This is a genomic window from Pseudomonas sp. 02C 26, from assembly GCF_002843585.1.
Classification (GTDB): Bacteria; Pseudomonadota; Gammaproteobacteria; order Pseudomonadales; family Pseudomonadaceae; genus Aquipseudomonas; species Aquipseudomonas shirazensis.
In genome coordinates, this window is sequence record NZ_CP025262.1 from 2,538,221 (window position 1) to 2,554,744 (window position 16,524).

General features: G+C 63.2%; 12 protein-coding genes. 3 read left to right on the forward strand and 9 right to left on the reverse strand.

Features of this window, described 5'->3' with window-relative positions; all coding sequences use genetic code 11:
* The first annotated feature begins 62 nt into the window (after window positions 1-62).
* Window positions 63-1,391, forward strand: a complete 1,329-nt coding sequence (locus CXQ80_RS11515) for an MFS transporter (protein ID WP_101319503.1) — start codon at window positions 63-65, stop codon at window positions 1,389-1,391.
* Window positions 1,392-1,430: 39 nt separating this feature from the next.
* Here CXQ80_RS11515 and CXQ80_RS11520 read toward each other — a convergent pair whose 3' ends face one another.
* Complete coding sequence (locus CXQ80_RS11520) at window positions 1,431-1,964, reverse strand: cupin domain-containing protein (RefSeq protein WP_101323024.1); 534 nt, start codon at window positions 1,962-1,964, stop codon at window positions 1,431-1,433.
* A 158-nt stretch (window positions 1,965-2,122) separates the two neighbouring features.
* Here CXQ80_RS11520 and CXQ80_RS11525 point away from each other — a divergent pair, with 158 nt between their 5' ends.
* Window positions 2,123-4,051: a sigma-54-dependent Fis family transcriptional regulator gene (locus tag CXQ80_RS11525; protein WP_101319505.1), complete on the forward strand. Its 1,929-nt coding sequence runs from the start codon at window positions 2,123-2,125 to the stop codon at window positions 4,049-4,051.
* Window positions 4,052-4,107: 56 nt separating this feature from the next.
* Here the strand turns inward: CXQ80_RS11525 and aldA are convergent, their stop codons facing one another.
* From aldA to CXQ80_RS11540, 3 genes are all read right to left on the reverse strand, one after another.
* Window positions 4,108-5,541 (reverse strand): aldehyde dehydrogenase, encoded by a 1,434-nt coding sequence (gene aldA, locus CXQ80_RS11530; RefSeq protein WP_101323025.1) that lies wholly within the window; start codon window positions 5,539-5,541, stop codon window positions 4,108-4,110.
* 7 nt (window positions 5,542-5,548) lie between these two features.
* Window positions 5,549-7,741: a PQQ-dependent dehydrogenase, methanol/ethanol family gene (locus CXQ80_RS11535; protein ID WP_101319507.1), complete on the reverse strand. Its 2,193-nt coding sequence runs from the start codon at window positions 7,739-7,741 to the stop codon at window positions 5,549-5,551.
* 195 nt (window positions 7,742-7,936) lie between these two features.
* Entirely contained in the window at window positions 7,937-8,509 is a 573-nt protein-coding gene (locus tag CXQ80_RS11540) for an MFS transporter (RefSeq protein ID WP_256585749.1), read from the reverse strand.
* A 222-nt stretch (window positions 8,510-8,731) separates the two neighbouring features.
* Between CXQ80_RS11540 and CXQ80_RS11545 the strand changes: the two genes are divergently transcribed.
* Complete coding sequence (locus CXQ80_RS11545) at window positions 8,732-9,739, forward strand: aldo/keto reductase (protein WP_101319511.1); 1,008 nt, start codon at window positions 8,732-8,734, stop codon at window positions 9,737-9,739.
* A gap of 136 nt (window positions 9,740-9,875) precedes the next feature.
* Here CXQ80_RS11545 and CXQ80_RS11550 read toward each other — a convergent pair whose 3' ends face one another.
* The 5 genes from CXQ80_RS11550 to CXQ80_RS11570 form a co-directional block, all read right to left on the reverse strand.
* Complete coding sequence (locus CXQ80_RS11550) at window positions 9,876-12,119, reverse strand: NahK/ErcS family hybrid sensor histidine kinase/response regulator (protein ID WP_101319513.1); 2,244 nt, start codon at window positions 12,117-12,119, stop codon at window positions 9,876-9,878.
* A complete protein-coding gene (gene nosP, locus CXQ80_RS11555) occupies window positions 12,049-13,203 on the reverse strand; it encodes a nitric oxide-sensing protein NosP (RefSeq protein ID WP_101319515.1) in 1,155 nt (384 codons plus the stop codon). Before nosP ends, CXQ80_RS11550 begins: the two co-directional genes overlap by 71 nt.
* 115 nt (window positions 13,204-13,318) lie before the next feature.
* Window positions 13,319-14,089 (reverse strand): TraX family protein, encoded by a 771-nt coding sequence (locus tag CXQ80_RS11560; protein ID WP_256585750.1) that lies wholly within the window; start codon window positions 14,087-14,089, stop codon window positions 13,319-13,321.
* The gene (locus CXQ80_RS11565) at window positions 14,038-15,129 is read right to left on the reverse strand and encodes a metal-dependent hydrolase (RefSeq protein WP_101319519.1); all 1,092 of its coding nucleotides are present in this window, start codon (window positions 15,127-15,129) and stop codon (window positions 14,038-14,040) included. The genes CXQ80_RS11560 and CXQ80_RS11565 overlap by 52 nt, the downstream gene beginning before the upstream one ends.
* Before the next feature lie 127 nt (window positions 15,130-15,256).
* Window positions 15,257-16,507 carry an OprD family porin gene (locus tag CXQ80_RS11570; protein ID WP_101319521.1) on the reverse strand — a complete coding sequence of 417 codons (1,251 nt, stop codon included), beginning with the start codon at window positions 16,505-16,507 and terminating at the stop codon, window positions 15,257-15,259.
* Between the last annotated feature and the right edge of the window lie 17 nt (window positions 16,508-16,524).

Genomic DNA, 16,524 nt, shown 5'->3' on the forward strand with positions numbered 1-16,524 from the left:
CTCGTCAGGCGAGCGCCGAAACAGGCGACGCGGTAACAATCATAACAACAGAGATCCCGATCATGGCACACAGCTCTGCCCCTGACCAAGGCCACGATAGCACCCGCAATGCGCTGTACCGGCGCATCACACTGCGGCTGATTCCATTCATTTTCATCTGCTACCTGTTCAACTACCTCGACCGCGTCAACGTTGGTTTTGCCAAGCTGCAGATGCTCGATGCACTGAAGTTCAGCGAAACCGTCTATGGCCTCGGCGCCGGTATTTTCTTCATCGGCTACGTGCTCTGCGGCCTGCCCAGCAACCTGGCGCTGAACCGCTTCGGGCCACGGCGCTGGATCGCCTTGATGATGATCGCCTGGGGCAGCCTGTCGACCTGCTTGATGTTCGTCACCACGCCGACCGAGTTCTACGCCCTGCGCCTGCTCACCGGCGCCGCCGAAGCCGGCTTCTTCCCGGGCGTGGTGCTGTACCTCTCGCGCTGGTTCCCCGCGGATCGACGCGGGCGGATCATGGCCCTGTTCATGTCGGCGATTCCGGTCTCGGGGCTGCTTGGCGGGCCATTTTCGGGCTGGATTCTGCAGCACTTTGCCGCTGGCCAGCACGGTTTGGCCGGCTGGCAGTGGATGTTCCTGATCCAAGGCCTGCCGACGGTGGTGCTGGGCGTACTGGCGATCAAACTGCTCAGCGACGGTTACCAGAAAGCGCCGTGGCTCAGCCCGGCCGAGCGGCAGATCATCGAAACCGACCTTACCGCCGATGCAGCACGCAAGCCGGTCACCAGCGGTGACAGCGTGCTGTCGGTGCTGACCAATCCGCTGATCTGGACCTTTGGCTTCATCTACTTCTGCATCCAGAGCGGCGTGTACGCGATCAACTTCTGGCTGCCGTCGATCATCAAGAGCATGGGCTTTGACAACCCACTGCTGATTGGCTGGTTGAGCGCGATCCCGTACCTGTTGGCCGGCGTGTTCATGATTCTGGTAGGCCGTTCGGCTGACCTGCGCAACGAGCGCCGCTGGCACCTTGTGGTGCCGATGCTGATGGGCGCGATCGGCCTGCTGATCGCGGTCAACTTTGCCGGCCATCCGCCGATTGCCATTCTTGGTCTGTCGATCGCGACCATGGGCGCCCTCACTGGTTTGCCGATGTTCTGGCCGATGCCGACTGCGTTGCTCAGTGCTGCCACTGCGGTGGCTGGCCTGGCGATCATCAACTCGGTCGGACAGATGGCGGGCTTCCTCAGCCCGTATCTGGTGGGCTTCATCAAGGATCAGACTGGTTCCACCGATGCTGCACTGTACTCGCTGGCCGGGCTGATCGTGATCGGCAGCCTGGTGGCCCTGCGCGTCACCCGTGCAGGCGCCTTGAGCAGCGCCCGCGCCGATTGAAACGGCTGACCGTTGCCGGGCCCGGCGCCCGGCAACACCTCACCGCCACAACTTTACTACCCCGCCCTCCTTGCCCAGCACCGGGTCCAGCTTCGGCAACGCCACCTTGGCAATCCGCGCCACCGCCTGCGCGTGGCCACGGGAACTGGGCCGTTCGACCTCGTAATCTTCCTGCCCCCGCGGGTAACCGCCAACTACCAGGAAGTCATCGCTGCAGGTGACGCAGCGGTGGCCAGTTCCGGCGGGCAGCACCAGCACGTCGCCCGCCTTGACGCTCAAGGTCTGCCCGGCGGTCCCACCCAGGGTCAGCCGCGCTTCACCCTGCGCTACGCCAAGCACCTCGTGGGCGTTGGGATGGAAGTGGTGATAGGGAAACACCCCATCTCGCCATAGCGCAGGCCACCCGTGCACCTCGAACAGCGCCTCAAAGGCCGCCGCTCGGTCCGTGCCGTGCGGCCACTGCATCGCATAAAGCAACACCGGCAACACGCTGTTCGGCGTCGAGCCGTCGTCGGCGAAACGTAGCTGGCGCGGCTCAACCGGCCGCGGCGCGATAGATTGCTGCTGGTCCATGATCTGCCCCTCACAGGCTTGTATTCTGTTGAGAAGCTTGAATGCCGTCAGGCGTTCCATTTCAAGCAGGCGCTCACTGCCTCAGGCTTTTGCGCTATGGTTGCAGTCTGACCGGCACTTCGAACCGGCCCACGACAATAACAGCACGGGGAGCGCCCATGACCGCGCCTGCCACCGACACCCGCGCCAGGGAACTGGCTGCGTTTATCGACTGCCACTTCGCCGAGCGCGGCCTCGCGCCGGAAGCGGTGATCGCCGAATCGTGGTTTCGCAGCATCAACCAGCACCACCTCGACCCAGGCCTGCGCCATGTCGACAATATCCTCAGCGCCGCCGAGATTCGCCAGCATCAGGCTCAGCACGAGGCCTACCTGAGCATCGCCGGGCAAGGCGTCAACGGCCTGGCCCGAAGGGTGGTCGATGCTGGCTTCGCCGTGCTGCTCAGCGATGCCGACGGCATTACTCTGGATGCGCGCCTGCCAGCCGATCACGACCGTTATTCACGCGCTGGGCTGATTGTCGGCGCGCGCTGGGACGAATCGATCGCTGGCACCAATGGCATTGGCACAGCGCTGGCGTCGGGGCAGGCGCTGACCATCCACCGCCAGGAGCATTTTCTTGCCGCCAACGCCCGCCTGAGCTGCTCGGTGTCACCGATCTTCGATGCGCAGAATCAGTTGCTTGGCTGCCTCAACGCAACCTGCCTGTTCAACGATGGGCCAAAACAGGCGCAGCACCTGACCCTGCACCTGGTTACGCTGTACGCGCGGCTGATCGAGAACACCCATTTCCGCCAACGTTACCGCGACCGTCTCACCCTGGCCCTCAAGCCTCGCGACGACATCACCGATCTGGCCAATGAGCAGCTATTGGCGCTGGATGAAGGCGGCCGGGTGATCGGCGCCAACCGGGCTGCATTCATGGCCCAGCCTGGCGCCCTGCTGGGCTTGCGCATCGAGCAGTTGCTGCCTGCCACTATCGATGAGCTGCTGATGCTCACCCGTGGCGGCGCTTGCGGCACCCAACTGCGCGAGCCTGGCAGCGAGCTGATCATCGAAGTCGGTTTGCGTGTGCCGGCCGGTTACGGGCTGCGCGCCAAGCCTGTGGCGCCGGCCCCAACTACAGCCCGCCACCCGACACTTGAGCAACTTGCCGGCGGCGACAGCCAGTTGCAGCAAAGCGTGCAGCGTCTGCGCAAGGTGCTGGACAAGGACATCTGTATCCTCATCACCGGTGAAACCGGCACCGGTAAAGAGGCCTTTGCCCGCGCCGTGCACCAGGCCAGTCGCCGTCAGGCCGGGCCGTTCGTTGCACTCAATTGCGCGGCGATCCCCGAGTCGTTGATTGAAAGCGAGCTGTTTGGCTACCGCAGCGGCAGCTTCACCGGCGCCAACCGTAAAGGCATGAAGGGCAAGCTGGAACTGGCCAATGGCGGCACGCTGTTCCTCGATGAGATCGGCGACATGCCTGCACACCTGCAAACCCGCTTGCTGCGGGTGCTGGCCGAGCGTGAGCTGCAACCCCTGGGGGCCGAGGCGCCAGTGGCGTTGGATATTCAGGTGGTGTCGGCGACCCACCAGGATCTGGCCAGCATGATTGCTGACAAACGCTTCCGTGAAGACCTCTTTTACCGTTTGTGCGGCATGCGCATGAGCCTGCCGGCGCTACGCCAGCGCAGCGATCGCGCCGAGTTGACCGAGCACCTGCTGCGACGGCTGCCCGAAGCGCAAGGGCTGCAGCTGGACGCCGAGGCTCACCGCTGCCTGCTGGGCCACCCTTGGCCTGGCAACGTGCGCCAATTGCTGAACGCGCTGCGCTACGCAGCCGCGCTGGCGGAGAATGGGGTGATAAGCCTGAATTGTCTGCCGGAGGAGCTGCTGGCGAGTGCGCCGCGGACGCCGGTCCTTGCACAGCCACTGCGCCTGGAGGCGCAGGTCGAGGATGCCGAAGCCCGGCATTTGCTCGATGTACTGCGGCGCGAGCGGTGGAATATCAGCGCGGCAGCAGACGCGGCGGGAATCTCCCGATCGACTCTGTACCGCAAGATGAAACGACACGCAATCGTGCCGCCGAATCAGGCTGACTGAGCGCAGCACTGGCCGCTGCACGAGCGTGCCGGCCAGTGCTGCCCCCCCCATGTTACTTAGCCCTGGATATACACCACTTGCGTGCGCGTGTACTCATACAGCCCATGCTTGCCATCCGCCCCGCCCACCCCAGACTTGCGTGCTCCGGCGTGGAAACCCTGCATGGCCTCGAAGTTCTCGCGGTTGATGTAGGTCTCGCCAAAATCGATTTCGCGGCTGGCTTTAAGTGCGGCGTTCAGGTCGCGGGTATATAGCGACGAGGTCAGGCCGTATTCGCTGTCGTTGGCCAAGGCAATCGCTTCATCCAGGTCGTCAATGATCTGGATCGGCAGGACCGGGCCGAAGATCTCCTTGCGCATGATCTCCATCTCCGCCGAACAGCCGGCCAGCACCGTCGGTTGATAGTGGAAGCCCGCACCAAGATCAGCCACCTGCCCGCCGGTAATCACCTGAGCGCCTTGCCCGACTGCCGTGCGCACCATCTGCGCGACCTTGTCCAGCCCGGCCTGATTGATCAATGGGCCCATGTCCAGGTCAGCCTGCAGCGACGGGTCGCCATAGCGCGTGGCGGCCATCGTCTGCGCGACCTTGTCGATGAAGGCATCCGCCACCGCGCGCTGCACATACACTCGCTCGGCGCAGTTGCACACCTGCCCGGTGTTGATCACCCGCGAGGCAACGATCGCGCGCACGGCCAGGTCCAGGTCGGCGTCGGCCAGCACGATAGCGGGCGCCTTGCCGCCCAGTTCGAGGTTGAGCTTGGTGATGTTTGGCGCTGCCGCAGCCATGATCCGCGCCCCGGTGGCGACACTGCCAGTGAAGCTGACCAGGTCAATGCCGGCATGGCTGGTGAGGCTGTGGCCGACACTCGCACCTTTGCCGCCGACCACGTTGAACACCCCTGGCGGTAGATCGGTTTCGGCCACCAGCCGGGCAAACTCGTAGCAGTTGATCGGTGTCTCTTCGCTGGGTTTGATCACGATGGTGTTGCCGGTCAGCAGCGCCGGCGCCATCTTGCGCGCAATCAGGAAGAACGGGAAATTCCACGGCAGCACCCCCGCCACCACGCCCAGGGGTTTGCGCAGCAGGAAGATGTGCTCGTTGGCGCGATCACTGCTCAGCACCTCGCCCTCCAGGCGGCGCGCCCATTCGGCCATGTAGTCGAGGTAATCGGCAGTGAAGTTGACCTCCACCAGGGCCAACGCCGGCACCTTGCCCTGCTCCTGGGTGATGATGCGCGCCAGGCGCTCGGCATTGGCCCGCACCTTGCTGGCAATCTGGCGCAAGTAACCGGCGCGCTCGATGGCAGGTTTTGCCGCCCAGCCTTTCTGCGCACGGCGCGCTGCGTCAATCGCGCGTTCGACCTGCGCAACGGGTGACTCCGGCACCGCCCCCAACAGCTCGCCGTTGGCCGGGTTGAACACCTCGATCAGTTGTTCGCTGGCTACAAAAGCGTTGTCGATATAGTTCTGGTACAGATTATCGGGCATCGTCATGTCACTCCTTGGAGGTATTGTCGGCAAGCGGCGTGGCGGCTGCGGGCTTGGCGCTGAAACGCTGCCAGACACTGCCTTCGCTTTGCAGGTCGTGGGCGCGCTTGATCAGGTATTGGTGCACCTGTTCGACCTGCTCAGGCTTGAGCGCTTCGGCGAACGAAGGCATACCGTCAGGGATGCGCCCGCCATAGAGAATGCCGAGGAACATCTGGTGTTTTTCCGCGGTGAGCTTGCGCAGGTCCGGCAGCACGCCGCCGCTGACGGCATGGATGCCATGGCACTGCGAGCAGTTGCCGTCGTAAAGCGCAGCACCGGCGGCTACGGTTTTTTCGTCAGCAGTGAGCGCTGGCGGTTTCGGCGTGTCGGCCGGCGGTGGGGGCTCACGCAGGGTGGCGTTGCCGCCGATCTTGTAAGTCAGCACCTGGGCGAACGGCTGCACGCCGGCGCGCAGCGACAAGGCCCCGGCAAAGGTCGAGAACGCCCCGCCCCAGCCGGCCATGAAGGTCACGTATTGCTCGCCATCTACCGAATACGTGATCGGCGCAGCCATCACGCCGCTGGCAGCCGGTGATTCCCAGAGCTTTTTGCCATCGTCGGCGGCGTAGGCGATCACCCGGCCATCGGCACTGCCCTCGAACACCAGGTTGCCCGCCGTGCTCAGGGTGCCGCCGTTGAAGATGGTGATATACGGCACTTCCCAGGCAGGTGCCTGCTTGACCGGGTCCCAGGCGATCAACTTGCCTGACCAGGTTTTGGCCATTTCCAGCAGGCCTTCCGGGCCTTCGGGCATCATCCCGGTGCGCAGGCCGAGCTGGTACACGCTCTTGAACGGGTGACGCTTGGGCGCTTCCGGGATGTGCTCGTAGTAGGCCGACATGATGTGCGCCGGGATGTACACCAGCCCGGTGTTGGGGTTGTAGGACATCGGGTGCCAGTCATGTGCGCCCCAAAATGCCGGGGTCACCAGCTTGCGCTTGCCGTCCTTCCAGTAGGCAGCTGCCTCATCATCGACGATTGGCCGGCCAGTCTTCATGTCGATGCCCTTGGCCCAGTTGACCGGCACAATGTTCTTCGCCGAGAGCAACTCGCCGGTGGCGCGGTCGAGTACATAGAAGAAGCCATTTTTCGGCGCCTGCATCAATACCTTGCGCTGTTTGCCGTTGATCGGCAGTTCGGCGAGGATCATGTGCTGGGTGGCCGTGAAGTCCCAGGCATCGCCCGGCGTGGTCTGGTAGTGCCAGGCGTACTCGCCGGTATCGGCATTGACCGCCACGATAGACGACAGGAACAGGTTGTCGCCCTTGGCCTGGCTGCGCCATTTCGGATCCCACAGCGAGCCGTTGCCGACGCCGATATAGAGCAGGTTCAGTTCTGGGTCATAGGCGAACGAATCCCACGCCGTGCCACCGCCGCCCTGCTCGACAAAGGCATCGCCGTGCCAGGTCTTGCTGGCGATTTCCATCGCCTTGTCTTCAGGCGGCAGCTTGGGGTCGCCAGGCACGGTGAAGAAGCGCCAGGCCTGCTTGCTGGTTTCGGCATCATAGGCGGTGACGTAGCCACGCACGCCAAACTCGGCGCCGCCGTTGCCGATCACCACCTTGCCATTGACCACACGCGGCGCGCCGGTAATGGTGTAGCTGCGTTTGTCGTCGCTGCGGGTGTCGACCGACCATACGCGCTTGCCGGTCTTGGCATCGATGGCTTCCAGGCGGCCATCGAGCACGCCGACATAGACCTTGCCCTGCCACACGGCTACGCCACGGTTGACCGCATCGCAGCAGGCTTCACCGGCCCGATGGCGATCGGACTGCGGATCGTACTTCCACAGCAGCTTGCCGTTGCGTGCGTCCAGGGCATACACAACCGAAAATGGCCCGGTGGTGTACATCACGCCGTCGACCACGATAGGCGTGGCCTCGACGCCGCGGTCCAGATCAAGCTTGTAGCTCCAGGCCAGGCCCAGTTGATTGACGTTGCTGTCATTGATGGTGTTCAGCGGGCTGTAGCGCTGTTCATCGTAGGTACGGCCATGGCTCATCCAGTTGCCGGGCTCTTTGTCGGCGTCGATGATGCGCTTGCCATCGACCTCGGCGGCAAACGCCGGGGCCAGGCAAGCCAACGCCAGGACGGCGCAACCTGCGCTTCTCATCAAGGCACCCGGCATGGGCCGGCGGTGCGGACCTGATTGGGTCATCGGGGAATCTCCGTTCTTGTTATTGGCGACACCCAGGGAACGTGTCGTAAAGAACAGGAGCAACGGCTGTGCCAGCGCCAGATGTACCACTGAAAGCCCCGTCCTAGAGAGCTTTGTCCACCGTCGAACGTAAGCCGGCGAGCCTACGGGTCGCCGCAGTTTCGGCACACGTGGCGCAGGAATGGAACAGGTGTGTCAGTCCGAGAGAAGCTTCGATGGTAGGCTGCGAAGACGTCTCAGCAACAGACTCCCGATCAGCGCTGCAAGGACGAATGCCAGCCCTAATGCCCGCAGCAAGTCCCCTTCTGCCAGCGCGACCCCTGCGCTGCACAAGCCGCCAACGGTAAATACCAGCGTGTTATTCAGAGCGGCTGCCGTCCCTGCAATCTCAGGGTGTAGGCTCAACGCCCAGGTAGTCGCGGCCGGTCGCACAACCGTTGTACCGGCACTGCAGACCACCATCGACAGCATGATTGCGGTGACGGTCGGATTCAGCACGTACAGCCAGAGAAACAGCGACAACCCGGCGAGGCCGATCAAAAGCAGCCCCAGTCTGATCTGTGCACTTACCTCGATGCGTTTGTTCAAGGCACTGGCGACCACGCCGCCAATGATATAAGCCGCACCGTGAGCAATGAATATCAGTGAAAAGGCGTAGTCGGTCATCCCCAGCAGATCCATGAACAGCAAGGGTGACGTGACAATGAAAGAGAAGTGGCAGGCAAATGCCATTGCGGACAGTCTCGTTATGCGCGTGGCAATAAGCACAGGCAGGAAGAAAATCCCATAGCGTTGTGAGGGATTTCGCTAACTATCAGCTGCGTATAAACATCATGTTGAGTATTTGAAAATGCTGTTGGCGCTGCGCGACACAATGCCGCGCACATTTACAGGCAGGATCAGGCAACAACCCCGCTGTTTTGCCCTTTCAAACCTCACCGCTTGCCTGTAAAAAAGGTCATCCCCCCTCCCCACTCAAGGACCTTCCCCATGCTCTACCGCCCTCTTGGCCAAAGCGGCCTGCAGGTTTCAGCCCTGACCCTGGGCAGCATGATGTTCGGCGAGCAGACCAGCGCCGAGGATTCGCTGCGGATCATCGACAAGGCCTGGGACCAGGGCGTCAACTTTGTCGACACCGCCGACGTCTACAACGGCGGGCGCTCGGAGCAAATCGTTGGCGAGGCGGTGGCGCGCAACCGGCAGGACTGGGTGGTTGCCTCCAAAGCGGGATTCGGTGCAGTAGACGGCTTGCCCAACCGCAGCGGGCTGTCGCGCAAGCATCTGTTCAATGCCATCGAAGCCAGCCTGACGCGCATGGGTACCGATTACCTGGATATCTACTACCTGCACCGCGAAGACCACAGCGTGCCGCTGGAAGAAACCGTGCGGGCCATCGGTGATCTGCTGCAACAGGGCAAGATCCGTTACTGGGGCGTGTCCAATTTCCGCGGCTGGCGCATCGCCGAGATCTGCAACGTGGCCGAGCGCCTGGGTGTGGCCAAGCCGGTTGTGAGCCAACCGCTGTACAACATCGTCAACCGCCAGGCCGAACCTGAGCAGTTGACTGCTGCGGGTTATCACGGGCTCGGCGTGGTGCCGTTCAGCCCATTGGCGCGGGGCGTGCTCAGCGGCAAGTACGCACCGGGTTCGGAGCCAGACGCCGGTAGCCGTGCCGGGCGCCAGGACAAGCGCATCATGGAAGTGGAATGGCGTCAGGAGTCACTGACCATCGCGCGCAAGATCCAGGCCTACTGCGAGGGCAAAGGCGTCGGTATCGTCGAGTTCGCGATTGCCTGGGTGCTGAACAATCGGCTGGTCAGCTCGGCCATCGTCGGGCCGCGCACCGAAGCGCAGTGGGACGCCTATGCCGGGGCACTGCAGGTGAAGATCACCGCCGAAGATGAAGCCTTCATCGATGCGCTGGTGACCCCAGGCCACGCCTCGACTCCAGGCTTCAACGATGTAGCCCACTTTGTCAGCGGCCGCCTGGCACGCTAACAAAGCCGCTAACTGGCCGCTGTCCCCCGTAGAAGCGGCCTTGTGTCGCGAAAGGGCTGCGTAGCGGCCCCATGATTATGCAGCACCGCAAATAGCCGGGCCCGCTGCGCGCGCCTTTCGCGACACAAGGCCGCTCCTACATGCCGCTTGACGACCCAAGCAGGTGGCTGATCGCGGTCTTGAGCTTCATCGGCCGCACCGGTTTGTGCATCAGGGTGTGGCCAAGCAGGCGCACCTGCTGCTTGAGCTCGTTGCTGTAATTGGCGGTGATCATCAGCACCGGTATGGCCCGGTCGCGGCAGGCGTTGATCGCCGCTACCGCCTCGATGCCGGTGCGGTCATGGTCCAGGTGATAATCGGCGATCAACAGGTCGACCCGCGCCCGTGGCAGGGCGACCTGACGCTGCAGGTCCGCTTCACTGGCCGCCGTGGTGACCTTGCAGCCCCACTGTTCGAGCAAGCTGCGCATGCCGGCGCAGATCGCCCCGTCGTTATCCAGCACCCAGATCCGCGCATCCTGCAGCGATTGCAGCTGCGACATGTCCTGCTGCAACGCTGAGCCTTTGCTCACAGGGCGCTGGCAGCACGGGACTTCGACCGAGAATACCGAACCTTTGCCGGGCACCGAGCGCAGCTGGATGGGATGCCCGAGGATGCCGGCGATCTTGTCGACAATCGCCAGGCCCAGCCCCAGGCCGCGATCCTGGTCCGGCCGCTGCGCCTCGCCGCGCTTGAACTCGTGGAACACTTCGCGGCACTTGTCCGCTGCGATGCCGATGCCGGTATCCCACACCTCGATCAACACCTTGTCGCCGCGCCGCCTGCAACCGAGCACGATCCGCCCGCTGGGGGTGTAGCGCACGGCGTTGCTGAGCAGGTTGCGCAGGATCCGCGCCAATAGCTGCATATCACTGCGCACGCGCAAGCGGCTCGGCACGTAGTCAAGGCGCAGGCCTTCGCTGGCGGCGACAGTAGCGTGCTCGGCCGCGAGGTTGTCGAGCAGGTCGCTCAGGGCAAAACTGGCGACATCGGCGCGGATCACCCCGGCGTCGAGCTTGGAAATATCCACCAGCGTGCCGAGCAGGCTCTCGACGCCATCCAGGGCGTTGCTGACGTTGTGGATCAACGGGCCTGCGCCAGGCTGTTCGAGCAAGGCACTGGTAAACAGCCGGGCGGCATTCAGCGGCTGCAACAGGTCATGGCTGACTGCGGCGAGAAATTTGGTTTTCGACAGCGTGGCCTGCTCGGCATCGGCCTTGGCATCGCGCAGGCTGGCTTCCATACGGCGGCGCTGGTCAATCTCGCCCAGCAGTTGGCGATTGAGGCTGGTCAGTTCGGCGGTGCGCTCGTGCACGCGCAGTTCCAGGTGCTGATAGGCCTGATGCAGCGCTTCGGCATGGGCGTAGCGCTCGGTGATATCGGTGAAGGTGTTGACGAAACCGCCTGTGGGCAATGGATGCGTACGAATTTCCAGCATGCGCCCGTCGAACAGACGCTGCTCCAACTCCGGCAGCGGCTGGTCGTGGTCGTCGCGGCTGGCGGGCGTCAGCAAGGCCAGCTCGCTGTCGGCAATCACGTCGGCAAACTGCCGATGGCTGGCAATCGGTGCCAGGCCGCTGACCTCGAGAAAGCGTCGGTTCCACAGCTCCAGCACGCCCTCGGCGTTGACCATGGCCAGGCCCTGCGACAGGTTGTCGACCGCCCGCTGCAGCAGGTACGACTTATGCGCCAGGGCCTGCTCGCGGCGGTGGTTCTCACGCAGCTTGACCCGGGTGACGTCGGTGAAAAGCATCACCCGGCCGCCATCGCGGGTCGGCCGTTCGCTGACCTGCAACCAGCGCTCGTTGCGCAGCCGATACAACGGTTGCTCGTCGCTGCTGGCACGGGGTTCTTCGCGCAGCAGGTTGTGCATCAGGCGTTTTACCTCGACCAGCTGCATACCGCTGGCCACGCGCAACCGGCTGTTGGCCCAGAGCGCCTTGAAGCGCCGGTTGAACAGCACCACGCGCAGGTCGGCATCGAACAGCACGAACGCATCGGAAATACTCTCGATGGCATCCACCAGCCGCTGGTGGGCAGTTTCGGCGCGCTGATGCGCGTCGCTGAGCAACAGGTGACTGGCCTTGAGTTCGACCAATACCTGGTTCAAGGCATCGGTGCGCTCGCGCACCTGCTCGGCCAACACCACCGAATGCTGGAACGCGGCAAAGGCATCGTCCGGCCGCGCCGCACCCGACTCCAGCCGCTCGATCAACGCTGCATTGATGCGCTTGAGCTTGTGGTTGTCGCGTTGCAGCTGGCTGATCTGCTCAGCTGGCGATGCGCTCGCGGGGCCGTCCGATGGCAACGCCGGTGAAGGTCTGGTTGATATGCATGCCATTGAACTGCTCCCCATAGGTGTTGAAGCCCAGCACCTGCTGGCTGCGCAACAACGCGCTGACTTCGGCCACAGCAGCGCCCTCGCTCTCCAGCTCGAGGCGGCGCAGTACGCAGTCGCAGCCGATGGTCAGCAGCAGCGGCCCGAGGCGCTGGCGCAGGCCCTCGAACAACGATTGCAGGTTGGCCAGCAGCGGACCGGGGCGCATTGCGGTGAGGACGATGCCATTCTCCACCGCGCAGTAGAAGCTCAGGCTGCCATCCTCATGTACCTGCTGAATGGCCCGCACGTAGTGGTTTTGGTTGATCCGCAGCGCCAGTGGGTGCGCCGCAAACAGCCGATGATCGAGCGCACCCACGGGTACACCGATCAACTGGGCGTACTCAGCGGCTGCCGGCTCGGCGTTCAGCTCATAGACCCGGCGCAGCTGACGGTCGGCGCGAGTCACCACCAGTTTCTCGCTGCGCGGCTGAATGTGATCGGCGCTGAACACCTCGAACTCCAGCCAGGTATTGACCAGCAACAAAACCGCCGCACCGCTGTGGAAGGCACCGTTGTAATACACATGAGTGCGGCTGAGGTGATTGTCATCACCTGCCGAGCCGCCGAACTGCGGGATATCGCCCAGCGCCGCTGCCAAGGCAGCCAGCACCACCTCTTCCCGGCTGGACAGGCCGTCGAACAAGGTCAAGGCAAAGCTGTGCGCCTTGATCGGTGCCAGGCTGTTGCGTCGGCAGTCTTCGACCAGCTGGGCAACCAGCGCCTGCGCGTCGAGCAGGCTGAAACCGGGTACCGCTTCCACCAGGCCAGCGGCGATAGAGAAGTAGCGCCGGTCGAAACCGACCGCGGTGATACAACCGCGCGCATAGCCCTCCGGGGTCAGTTCGCCGGCGCTGGTGCAGCCGGCCAGCCCCACCGCCGGAAATTGCCCCTGTAGCGCAGCCGCCAATGCCGGCAGATCGTATTCGGCAGAGCAGAAAAACAGCACAAAGCCTAGCTCGGCATGCCGCAGTTGATCAGCCAGCTCACCGGCTGCCTGAGTAGCACAGGTAGCCCGCGACAGTGCGCTGAAGACGCCTTCGCTCATAAGTCGAATTCCGAGAGAGATACAGCCATGGCCGCAGGATAGGCAAGCCTGCGGCTCAGCCGAATGCTACTTGGGTAGGGGGTCGGGGTGGCATTGGTTGTACGCGGCCCTCGCGCTAAATACCAAGGGCTGCGGCCAGACGTTGCAGGCCGGCGATAAGCGCCAGATGCAGCGGATAGAACGCATAACCCCAGCGCCCGACCCGCGGTACCTGCCAGCGTTCCTGACGCGCCAGCCACAGGCCTATTGGCAACGACATTGCTGCGGTGCTCAGGATGACCAGAGCGATGGGTTGCAACGGATGCGCACGTAACCAACTGTTGGTCACGTTGCCCGCCACCGCCAACGCACACGGCAGCAGCCAGCCGGCGCCGCCGTAGCGCCTGGCGATCAGTATCGCGGCGGGGAGCAGGACGCCAGGCAAGCCGTACATCAGGTGATCACTGAACAGCGCTGCAGTCAGCGCAGCGCTCAAGCCGAGCAGGCAGGCCAGCGCCTGTCGATGGTGTATTGCCCAAGCCAGCAACAACCCGAGCGTCAGGGTCGGGATCACGTTTAGCGTCTGCGAACCGGTGTCCAGCCAGCGGTACGGGCCTTCGGACAGCACGCCAAATACCAGCAGCCAACCGAGATAGCGCGCCGCGCTGCGGCTGGGCCACATAGCCGGGTCGCTGCGCCCGACGTTGATTGCCAACGCCAGGCAGAACAACGGAAATGCCAGCCGGCCGATGACGAACAAGCCGTCGGCAGCTGGCCATAGGTAACGCAGGTGGTCGGCGACCATGGTCACGATCGCCGTCCACTTGACCAAATCCAGCCCGGCCGAGCGCACGGTTACTGCCCGGACTCGCTGCTCACCATTGGCTGCAGGTACTTGGCGGTCCATGCCGCCAACGGCAGCGGCGGTTGTTGATGAATGATGCGGCGCCAGATCAGACCAAGGTCTTCCAGGTTGAACATCGAGTTGGCCGATGTGCCCGACCAGGCTGTTGGCGTGCCGACGCTCCACTGGCCAGTGCTGTCGCGGCTGGCCATCTGGAAGCGGAACGTGTAGTTGCCGGGAATGCCCATGCGCAGGTCGGTCACCACCAAGGCATCACCGACCTCGTCGTAACGCAGCCAGTCTCCCGTGAACCAGCGCAGACGCGCGTGCAGTGGGTCATCACCAAGGCGCTTGGCTGCCTCGAGGTTGCGCGAATGGCGCAGCATTTCCGGCGGCTCGCGATCGAATACGCTGCTGACGCCCTCGAAGTAATGGCCGTCCGCGGTTTTCGCCATCACCCGCCAGACCAGGCTGTTAAAGGCGATAGGCACGGCACGCACTTCGGTCACTGCTACGCCTTGCTGATCCAGAGCAGCTGCAAAGCGCTGCTCGGCATGCATGCGCGCGCCCAGGCCAAAGCCGAGGTAGGCGGTACTGAACAGCAATGCGCAGGTCATCAACGCAATCGCCCTGCCCTGCATGCCGCGAATCGCCGCGAACAGCACAGTAAACAACAGCGGCAAGGTGTACACCGGATCAACGATGAACACCGCCGCCCAACTTTCCGGGATCAGTTGCAACGGCCAGAACAACTGGGTGCCATACACGGTAAAGGCATCGAGTACCGGATGCGTGATCAGCACCAGCCAGAACGCGGCGAACAGCCTTGGCCAGCGATAGCCTCGCTCCGGCCAGTACTTATGGCCAAGCCAGGTCACCAACCAGGCCAACAACAAGGCCAGGCCGGTGAGCACGAACAGTGAATGCGAGAAACCACGGTGGAAGGTCATCTGCGACACCGGATCGGCATAGCGGATGATCACATCGAGGTCTGGCAAGGTGCCCAGGGCGGCGCCGTAGAGCAATGCCCGGCGGCCTTGAATACGGCCTAGCACCGTGCCTTGCAGCGCTGCGCCGAGCACCGCTTGAGTGAGTGAGTCCAAAGGTCAGGTTTCCACAAAAAGTCTGTTGGCAACCTACCTGCATCGCCGGTCACTGTGCAAACGCTATCGCCGCAGCGCAGCGTTTGCAGCGGGCTGGCAACTCAGCCATCTGTGAGCGGCGCGGGGCTCACAGCAACTGCCAGGTGTAGGCCAGAATCAGCCGGTTTTCGTCGATATCACTGCGATAATTCGAGCGCGCCACCGCGTTTCTGACACGAATACCCAAACCCTTGAACACCCCGCTTTGCACCGCATAACCAATATCCAGATCGCGCTCGCGGTCCTTGCCCTCGAAGCCGCGGCCGGTATCGACATTGTTGCCGGTTATGTAGCGCACCGTCGCGGTCAGGCCAGGGATGCCCATGGCGGCAAAGTTGTAGTCATAGCGCGCTTGATAGGAGCGCTCATCGGTGTAGGCAAACTCATAGGTGGGTACCTCATTGCCCAGCGGAGTGATATTGGCGAATACCCGTGGAAACGGGCTTTCGCCATAGATGCCCTGATAGCCGACGTGAAAGCTATGTCCGCCATGCCGGGCTGTCAGCAACGTGAAGAACGCCTGGTTGTCGATCTGGCCAAGCACGGCATCGCCGTCCTCGCGGGCAGTGAAATAACCCAGGTTGGCGCTGAGCACCCAGTCGCCGAACGGCTTGCTGTGCTTGAGGCCGACAAAGCCCTGCTGGTAGATGTCCTCGAGCTGGCCATACCACAGGCTGGCACTGGTCTGCTTGTCGTTGAAGACATAGTCACCGCCCAGGTAATTGAACGCGTCACTCGCGACCTGGCGCATCGGCACATGGCCAAGCATGGCGTTGAGCTTGTCATCCCCGCCTTCGTTGCGCAGGTGCGTCGAAGACAAATGCCCAGCCTGCACGGTCAGCCCGTTGATCTCGGCGGAGTTGAGGCTGACGCCCTGATAGGTGGGTGGCAGCAGGCGAATGTCGCTGAAGGTCAGCACCGGCAGATTCGGCTGCAGCTCGCCAACGCGCAGCTCGGTTTGCGATACGCGGGCTTTGAAGGTGCCAGCCAGGCGACTGTAATCGCTTGCCGCACGCCCGTCGCCATGCACTGGCAACAGTCCGCTGTTGACCCGGTCCGGGCTGCTATCGAGGCGAATCCCGAGCAAGCCCAGTGCATCGACGCCGAAACCGATCGGGCCAGGGGTGTAGCCGGACTTGAAATCGAGGATGAAGCCCTGGGCCCACTCCTCGGCCTTGGACTGCTGGTTGGCGCCGACGATGTCAGAGAAATCCCGGCTGAAATAGTAGTTGCGAGCACTGAGGCTGGCTTTGGCGTCTTCGAAAAAGCCGCTTTCAGCAGCCAGCAGGGGTTGGCTGAGCAAGGTTATGCCCAGGGCGACACAGGCGTTAGGTTTCATCGCGAAGCTCTCTTGAT